Source organism: Burkholderia sp. PvR073 (assembly GCF_054055695.1).
On record NZ_JBSRXO010000004.1, the window covers coordinates 476,113 to 482,833 of the forward strand.

A 6,721-nucleotide genomic window follows, 5' to 3' on the forward strand; every position below is an offset into this window, starting at 1 on the left:
TCGGCCCGTCAGGCCGGCGTGGTGGGGGTGGCCGACGCGGCGTCGAGCGCGCAGGCTTCGGTAAACGGCGCGGGCTGCGCGATCCGGAAGCCGAAGTCGCGTGCGGTGCGCTTCGCGAGCTTGAGCAGCGCACGGTCCTTCGACACGAGCCAATCGGCCTGCGCGGCGCGCGCGAGCTCGAGAAACTTCTGATCGTCGCGGTCCTTGCACTTCGGCAGCGGCGGCGCGTCGGCGTCGACGGGCGGCGGCTCGACGAGGCTCGTCAGGCGTGCGACGGTCGCGAGCGCTTGGGCCTTGTCGATCGCGCGCTCCCGGAATTGCGGGTAGTCGAGCACGAGCTCGAGTTCGTTCAGGCAGCGGCCGTCGATCACGGCGGCCAGCGTGCCGCGTTCGAGCGCAGCCCGGATCGGGCGTGTGGCAGGGTCGTCGAATACGAGTATGTCGATCCAGACGTTCGAGTCGAGCACGACGCGATGTGCGACATGCGGGGCGGAGGAGCGGGTCATTCGTTACAATCGGTGGTTTTCGTCTGACCGCAAGGCACGGCGTGCCAGCGAGCCTCTATGATAATCGTTCTCTCTCCCGCAAAATCCCTCGACTACGATACGCCCGCCCACGTCCCGTCTTACACGAAGCCTGCATTCGTCGACGATGCGTCGGAACTGATCGACGGCCTGCGCAAGCTGTCGCCGCAGGACATCGCGACGCTGATGGACATCTCCGACCCGCTCGCGCGCCTGAACTTCCAGCGCTACGCGGACTGGTCGCCGACCTTCTCGCCGGCCAATGCGAAGCAGGCGGTGCTCGCGTTCAACGGTGACGTGTACGAAGGGTTCGATGCCAAATCGCTGTCAGCCGCCGATCTTGACTACGCGCAGCAGCACGTGCGCGTGCTGTCGGGCCTGTACGGGCTGCTGCGCCCGCTCGACCTGCTGCAGCCGTACCGGCTCGAGATGGGTACCCGTTTCTCGAACGCGCGTGGCAAGGATCTGTATGCGTTCTGGGGCGACCGGATCACGCGTGCGCTGAACGAGCAGCTCGAGACGCGCAGCGGTGCGGCGCGCGTGCTGGTCAACTGCGCGTCGACCGAGTACTTCAAGTCGGTCAAGCCGAAACTGCTGGCCGCACCGGTCGTCACGCCGGTGTTCGAGGACTGGAAGGGCGGCCGCTACAAGATCATCAGCTTCCACGCGAAGCGCGCCCGTGGCCTGATGGCGCGCTATATCGTCGAGAACCGCATTGCCGAACCGGCGGCGCTGAAGGATTTCGCGATGGAGGACTACGCGTTCGACGCCGCTGCATCGAACGATTCGACTTACGTATATCGCCGGCGAATCGGCGAGTGACCCTGGCGGCCGTTCACGAGACGGCCGGCGCATGCATGAGGCCGGGCACGCGGCAAATCGCCCGTTCCGCTCGACAGCTCTGCATGGGCCCGGAGTCAGTGCTGAAGCACTAACTCCGGTCGACAGAGGAGAGACAGATGACCCTTTCGATCACCAGCAACTTCGACGCGGGCGCCATCGACGTCGTGTCGTGCGACAGCCCGGACGCGATCCGGCTGCGCGTGCGCGGCGACAACCGCTCGGAATTCGCACAATGGTTCTACTACCGCCTGACGGGCGCGCGCGGCGAGCGGTGCGTGATGTCGTTCGAGAATGCGGCCGAATGCGCGTATCCGTCGGGATGGCGTAACTACAGCGCGGTCGCGAGCTACGACCGCGTCGACTGGTTCCGCGTGCCGACGACATTCGACGGCAAGACGATGACCATCGACCATACGCCCGAGTTCGACAGCATCTACTACGCGTATTTCGAGCCGTATTCCGAAGAGCGCCATGCGGCGTTTCTCGGCGCGGTCCAGCAGTTGCCGCAGGCGCGCGTCGTCGAGCTTGGCCGCACGGTCGAAGGTCGTCCGATGTCGTTGCTGACGCTGGGTACGCCGGAAGTCGACGGCGTACCGAAGAAGAAGGTGTGGATCATCGCGCGCCAGCACCCCGGCGAGACGATGGCCGAGTGGTTCACCGAAGGGCTCGTCAAGCGGCTGGCCGGATGGGGCGATTGGGCAGGCGATCCGGTGGCGCGCAAGCTTTACGACCGCGCGACGTTCTACATCGTCCCGAACATGAACCCGGACGGCAGCGTGCACGGCAACCTGCGCACCAACGCGGCGGGCGCGAACCTGAACCGCGAGTGGATGGAGCCCGATGCCGAGCGCAGCCCCGAAGTGCTGGCCGTGCGCGATGCGATCCATGCGATCGGCTGCGACATGTTCTTCGACATTCACGGCGACGAGGATCTGCCATACGTGTTCGTCGCGGGTTCGGAGATGCTGCCGAGCTTCACCGAGCAGCAGCGCAAGGAGCAGACGGCGTTCATCGATGCGTTCAAGGTCGCGAGCCCGGATTTCCAGACCGAGCACGGCTACGCGGCGAGCAAGTACAAGGAAGACGCGCTCAAGCTCGCGTCGAAATACATCGGCCACCAGTTCGGCTGCCTGTCGCTGACGCTCGAGATGCCGTTCAAGGACAACGCGAACCTGCCCGACGAGCGGGTCGGCTGGAACGGCGAACGCAGCGCGGCGCTTGGTGCCGCGATGCTGGCGGCAATCCTGGTGCACGTCGAGACGTTCGCGTAAGCGCACCGCCGTCGACATGAAAAAAGCCGGCGCATCGTGCGATGCGCCGGCTTTTTCGCTTCTGTCGTATCAGGACTTCTTCGCGGTTTTCTTCTTCACGGCTTTCTTCTGGCCGCTTGATTTCTTCGTTGCGGCGGCTTTCTTGCCGGTGCGGCCGGATGCCTTGACCTTGCCGCGGTGCGTCTTGCCCTTGAACTTCTTCGTCGACGACGAGCGCTCGACGCGCGGCTTCAGCGGCGGCACGGGATCGTTCCAGCTGAACGCCAGCATTTGCTGACCGACATAGCCGCAGCGGAATTTCAGCGGTGTCGGCTCGCTGCCGTCGCTGTGGATGCCGAGGCCGTCCACGGCGACGATGTTGTCGACCTTTACACGCTGCTTGCCCTGATCGAACGAATCGTTCCACGGCGTGATCGTCGCGTTGCCGTTTTCGAATGCGTTCGGCGCGAAGTCGACGCGGTCGAAGGCCGACGACGTGCTGGCGATGAAGCTGCCGTGCGCCGCACAATCGGCGACGATCGGATCGGCATGCATCTCGGTGACGAATTTGTTGATCAGTTCGGAGCGCTGGTCGAGGAGGTCGGCGAATACCGGTGCCGGAAGCGCAAGCGACAGGCCCGCGACACAGGCCGCCAGCTTGCCGAGCGCCCGGAAAATCCGGAGCGAGGCAGGAGAGCTGTCCATCTGGTTATTGGTGAGGAGCGAATGAGGCATCGGGCAGGTATAGATGCCCGATGAAGAACAGGAGTTCAATCTTAGCGTAAAAAAGTTGGGCGGCAGTAGATGCCACACTTTCCCGCGCTGCGGAATCGGATCGCCGCATGCACCGATCGCATCGGGACAGGTGCACTCAGGCGCGCGGGCCGCCGAGTCGATAGCGCCGCACATCGAACGTCGTGACCCACGCCGGACGATAGACGGCGATGAGCGCGGTGGCCATGCCGGTGAACCACGCTTCGCCAAGCGCGAGCAGCGCGGTGTTGAGCAGATAGCCGGCGGGAATCACGACGGGCACGCCGTCCGCGAGTGCGAGCTGGACGCCGGCCGCGGCCGCGGCGACCGCGACGATCGCGATGGCCGGAGACAGGAATCCCTGGCCTGTGATGAACGACGTGAGGTTATGCGGGAGCCACGCGATCACGGCGCGCTGCAGCAACGCAGACACGGCGACTGGTAGTGCGCCGTAGATCAGATAGGTGAGGCCGATGCCTTGCCACGGCGCGTCGAAGACGATCGCGGCGACGCCCGTGACGGCACCCATCGCGATCAGCGCAAGCGTCCAGTCGAACAGCGTGACGAGCAGTGTCGCGCCGAGCAGGTGCATGACGATGCCGTCCTCGAGCCATGCATTCGAGGCCCACAGGACCGTGATCGCTGTGACGAGCGCGAGCCACACGTGCTGGAGCGTTGCGTCCTGCAGGCGGACGAAGGGACGCTTCCAGAGCGCGAGCGCGAGCAGAGCCACGGCGGCGATCCAGCCGCCGATGCCAACCCAGAGCGGAAGCGGTGTGAAAAGAAAACCCATGCGTCCATATTACTCGTTGAGCATCAAAGGTGGGAATCCGCACTTGCCGACCGTCGCAATATCGATACTGTCCGACTAGCGTTCGCGCCGAAACCGCGCCGGTGGTTCGGCCGCGAGCGGCAGGTCCGCGGTGTCGGTGTTCGCGTCCGGCAGCGGGTACGGACGGTTGTTCCGTTGCGTGCGCAGAGGAACCGGGCCGCGTTCGCCGATGGCCGGCTTGTCCGCACGCTCGCGGTTCGCCAGCAGCACCTCGAGATGCGGCGACAGCCAGCCGTTGTAGATTGCGACGGCGGCGGCGCGGTTTGCCGCGCCAAGCTGCTGGAAGATGCTGGCGAGGTGGATCTTTACGGTGCCTTCGCTGATGCCGAGCGTGCGGGCGATCATCTTGTTGGTGTTGCCCATATGGACGAAGCGCATGATCTGCGCCTGTCTCGGCGACAGGAGGCGGCTTGCCGGGCGGCGCGGCAGCGATCCGGCGAGCGTCTGGAAATGGGCGTCGTGGCGTGCCGCGGCAGCGGAGGGCAGCAGGCTGAGCGCGATGGGCGGGATGTAGTGGCCGCCCAGCAGAACCATTTCGAGTGCTCGCACGATCAGGTGCGGTCGCATGGAGTGCGGGATGACGCCCGCGATGCCATAGTTGTAGAAGCGCTGGATGGCTTCCGGCGTGGATTCGTCGATCAGTACCGCGGCGGGCGTCGGCGAGCAGGCGCTGCAGAGCGCCTGCAGTTCGCTGAGCCGGCCGACGTCCAGCCAGTTGATTGCGACGAGGTCGAAACGCTGGGTGCGCAGCAGCCGGCGCGCCTGGAAACCGTCGGGCGCATCGTTGATGCTGGCGTGACGGTCGATCTGCCGAAGCAGGGCCTTCAGTCCGTCACGCCGTTCGGCGTCTGAGTTCAGCACCAGGAACCGCATATTCAACCTCCATAAGGTGAGTCATTGATCTGCCGTCGGCATGTCTTGGGTTCGATCATGACAAATACCTTACACGATGTCTGCTTGGCTGAAAGGCTTAGGAAAAGTCCGAAATTTTGAGTGGAGGGAAATGCGGGCGAGAAAAAAAGCCGCTCCGGCGGGAACCGGGAGCGGCTTTGTCGGGCAGGCTCGGTGAGCCCGCGGTGCGCGATCAGTGAAAGTGCGGCTGGGCCGGCGATGCGTCTTCCGGCATTTCCGCATGGACGATCTCGCCGAGTGGGTCCGCATAGAGCGGCACGCCGCAGTCGTCGCAGTACTCGGGCTCGAAGCGGCCTGCGTGCCGGCGGACGTCGGTTACGCCGCATTCCTTCAGCAGACTCACGATTTCCTCGATCGGCCCTTCGATCGGCGCTTCGCCTTCGAGCGTCGCGCTGTCGGTCGACACGTCGCCGTTCTCGCGGCCGTAGAGCGGCCACACGACGCCATAGATCACGTCGTTGCTGGCACGTCGCGTGAAGCCGACGCGATACTCGTCGATCCGGCGCTCGCCGAAGCCCGCGACCACGGCGCGCAGTTCCTGCGGTGCCGCACCAAGTGTGTCGAAAAGATAACGGATGGCCGTTCGGACCGTGTGCGGACGGATCCGCTCGTCCGCATCGCGGCAGGCCGAATAGTACGCGTCCGGAAGCAGGCATTCGAACTCGCAGCCGGGGAGGGCAATCGACAGGTTCGGGCCGCCCTGGGCGGTCCACTGCTCGAGACACTGGCCGCGTTCGATCCGGTTGCCGTGCTCTTCTTCCTGCCAGCGGAACAGCGGTGCGCCGGCCGGCGCGGCAACCACGGCGAGCAGGAAGCGCGGGTCGGCCAGGATCGGCGAGGTTTCGGGCAGGTCGCCGAAGCTCAGCTTGGCGGCGTGCTGGCCGAGTGCCGCATGTGCAAGCTGCTGGGCGAGCCGGTAGGTCTCGACGTGGTGGCGCGGCAACTGGTCGATGCTGTACAGGAACGGGGCCAGTCCGACGAGCGTGCCGGTTGCGAGCACGTGCGCCTGCAGTTGCGTGCGCAGTGCGTCGGCGACGTCGCCTTTCAGCGGGCCCGACGGAATCATGTAGCGCGTCCACGCGAGAACGGGCACGGCAACCAGCAGCGCATCGTACGGCTGGCCGTCGTGCTCGATCACCATCGATTCACTGTGCGTCTCGGCCATGTCGGCGAGCGCGCCATAGGCATCGGGGTGGTTCTGCTGCAGATGGTCGAGTGCCGCGTCGAGCGTGGTCTGGTTGCCGTTGCGAACGATCTTGGCGAGCAGCGCGTCGAGCTTCGCTTCCCAGAAGCGATCCTCGATGCGGCTGCCCGAGGCGAAGAGCGCAAGCGACAGGCCGACCAGTTTGTCGGCGTCGGGGGGGAGGCGTTTGGCGATTCGCTGGCGCATATTAAATACGTATAGAAAGAGGCGAAGAACCTCACATTCTAGTCCGTTCTTTGCACCATAAGCGGCCTTGTGCTCCGGCATGGCCGGAAGGCCGTATCGACGGGGTTGAAGAAAAATCCATCAAACCCCTTGCGCAGTTCGAGGGGGCTGCCTACAATCACGCCTCTTTCGCGCTAACGGAAACGCAGCGCGGGAGGGAAGGGAAGCGGTGCTGGCG

At 65.0% G+C, this 6,721-nt stretch carries 7 protein-coding genes; 2 read left to right on the forward strand and 5 right to left on the reverse strand.

All coding sequences use genetic code 11. From position 1 onward, the window contains the following. Positions 1-8: 8 nt before the first annotated feature. Positions 9-506 carry a putative toxin-antitoxin system toxin component, PIN family gene (locus ACVK00_RS16635; RefSeq protein ID WP_284890933.1) on the reverse strand — a complete coding sequence of 166 codons (498 nt, stop codon included), beginning with the start codon at positions 504-506 and terminating at the stop codon, positions 9-11. A gap of 57 nt (positions 507-563) precedes the next feature. On the opposite strand from ACVK00_RS16635, the gene yaaA reads away from it, so the two are divergent. Beyond that, a complete protein-coding gene (yaaA, locus tag ACVK00_RS16640; protein WP_228904969.1) occupies positions 564-1,346 on the forward strand; it encodes a peroxide stress protein YaaA in 783 nt (260 codons plus the stop codon). A 137-nt stretch (positions 1,347-1,483) separates the two neighbouring features. Beyond that, the gene (locus ACVK00_RS16645; RefSeq protein WP_284890932.1) at positions 1,484-2,638 is read left to right on the forward strand and encodes a M14 family metallopeptidase; all 1,155 of its coding nucleotides are present in this window, start codon (positions 1,484-1,486) and stop codon (positions 2,636-2,638) included. 69 nt (positions 2,639-2,707) lie between these two features. On the opposite strand, the gene ACVK00_RS16650 is transcribed toward ACVK00_RS16645, so the two are convergent. The 4 genes from ACVK00_RS16650 to ACVK00_RS16665 all read right to left on the reverse strand — a co-directional run bounded on the left by ACVK00_RS16650 (position 2,708) and on the right by ACVK00_RS16665 (position 6,504). Beyond that, the gene (locus ACVK00_RS16650) at positions 2,708-3,352 is read right to left on the reverse strand and encodes a BspC domain-containing protein (protein WP_284891120.1); all 645 of its coding nucleotides are present in this window, start codon (positions 3,350-3,352) and stop codon (positions 2,708-2,710) included. A 136-nt stretch (positions 3,353-3,488) separates the two neighbouring features. Then, a complete protein-coding gene (locus ACVK00_RS16655) occupies positions 3,489-4,163 on the reverse strand; it encodes an energy-coupling factor ABC transporter permease (protein WP_228904965.1) in 675 nt (224 codons plus the stop codon). Positions 4,164-4,238: 75 nt separating this feature from the next. Then, the gene (locus tag ACVK00_RS16660; RefSeq protein ID WP_166723666.1) at positions 4,239-5,075 is read right to left on the reverse strand and encodes a LuxR C-terminal-related transcriptional regulator; all 837 of its coding nucleotides are present in this window, start codon (positions 5,073-5,075) and stop codon (positions 4,239-4,241) included. A gap of 211 nt (positions 5,076-5,286) precedes the next feature. Next, complete coding sequence (locus ACVK00_RS16665; RefSeq protein ID WP_228904962.1) at positions 5,287-6,504, reverse strand: DUF2863 family protein; 1,218 nt, start codon at positions 6,502-6,504, stop codon at positions 5,287-5,289. Positions 6,505-6,721: the final 217 nt, after the last annotated feature.

What these genes read in the sequence shown, in the direction of transcription:
- ACVK00_RS16645 (WP_284890932.1), top strand. Translation starts at nt 1,484, where the DNA reads ATGACCCTTTCGATCACCAGCAACTTCGACGCGGGCGCCATCGACGTC.
- ACVK00_RS16665 (WP_228904962.1), bottom strand. Translation starts at nt 6,504, where the DNA reads ATGCGCCAGCGAATCGCCAAACGCCTCCCCCCCGACGCCGACAAACTG.
- ACVK00_RS16650 (WP_284891120.1), bottom strand. Translation starts at nt 3,352, where the DNA reads ATGCCTCATTCGCTCCTCACCAATAACCAGATGGACAGCTCTCCTGCC.
- ACVK00_RS16635 (WP_284890933.1), bottom strand. Translation starts at nt 506, where the DNA reads ATGACCCGCTCCTCCGCCCCGCATGTCGCACATCGCGTCGTGCTCGAC.
- ACVK00_RS16660 (WP_166723666.1), bottom strand. Translation starts at nt 5,075, where the DNA reads ATGCGGTTCCTGGTGCTGAACTCAGACGCCGAACGGCGTGACGGACTG.
- ACVK00_RS16655 (WP_228904965.1), bottom strand. Translation starts at nt 4,163, where the DNA reads ATGGGTTTTCTTTTCACACCGCTTCCGCTCTGGGTTGGCATCGGCGGC.
- yaaA (WP_228904969.1), top strand. Translation starts at nt 564, where the DNA reads ATGATAATCGTTCTCTCTCCCGCAAAATCCCTCGACTACGATACGCCC.